Source organism: Maribellus luteus (genome assembly GCF_003576475.1).
GTDB lineage: Bacteria > Bacteroidota > Bacteroidia > Bacteroidales > Prolixibacteraceae > Draconibacterium > Draconibacterium luteum.
In genome coordinates this window covers 1-669 of record NZ_QWGR01000112.1, presented here as the reverse complement: position 1 = coordinate 669, position 669 = coordinate 1, and the positions used below count along the sequence as shown (strand labels likewise).

General features: G+C 71.6%; 1 protein-coding gene. It reads right to left on the bottom strand.

Annotation, left to right across the window (positions count from 1 at the left end; translation table 11 throughout):
* The coding region (locus tag D1614_RS24050; RefSeq protein ID WP_119440495.1) for a glycosyltransferase family 2 protein at positions 1-669 on the bottom strand (669 nt) is incomplete at both ends.

Here is a 669-nt window from a genome sequence, read left to right as displayed (position 1 = left end):
GGCGGTGGCCAGGATGATCTGGAACAGCCAGATCTGCGGCAGGGCGACGAAGCCCAGCACCGGATACTTGAGGCTGAACAGCGCCTTGCGGTGCTTCCACAGGCATTGCAGCGTGCCGAACGACCAGCGGAAACGCTGCTTGAGCAGGCCGTCGACGGTGTCGGGCGCCTCGGTGTAGGCGCGGGCGGCCGGGTCGAACTCCACCCGCCAGCCGGCCTGCTGCACGGCCAGGGTGAGGTCCTGGTCCTCGGCCAAGGTGTCGGCCGGATAGCCGCCGAGCTGCTCCAGCGCCGTCTTGCGCCAGGCGCCGACCGCGCCGGGCACCACGGTCACCGCGCCCAGGGCGGCGAGCGCCCGCCGCTCCAGGTTCTGGGCGGTGACGTATTCCAGCGCCTGCCAGCGGGTGACGAGGTTGATGCGGTTGCCGACCAGGGCGTTGCCGGCCACGGCCCCGATGGTCGGGTCCTCGAACCAGCGGGTCAGGCGGCGGATGGTCTTGGCCGGGAACTGGGTGTCGGCGTCGAGGGCGACGATGATCTCGCCCTGGGCGTGGACGAGGCCGCGGTTGAGGGCGTGCGCCTTGCCGCCGTTCTCAAACGACATCAGCCGCACGCGCGGGTCGCCGGCGAAGTGCTTGTCGACCTCGGCGGCGGTGCCGTCGGTCGAGCC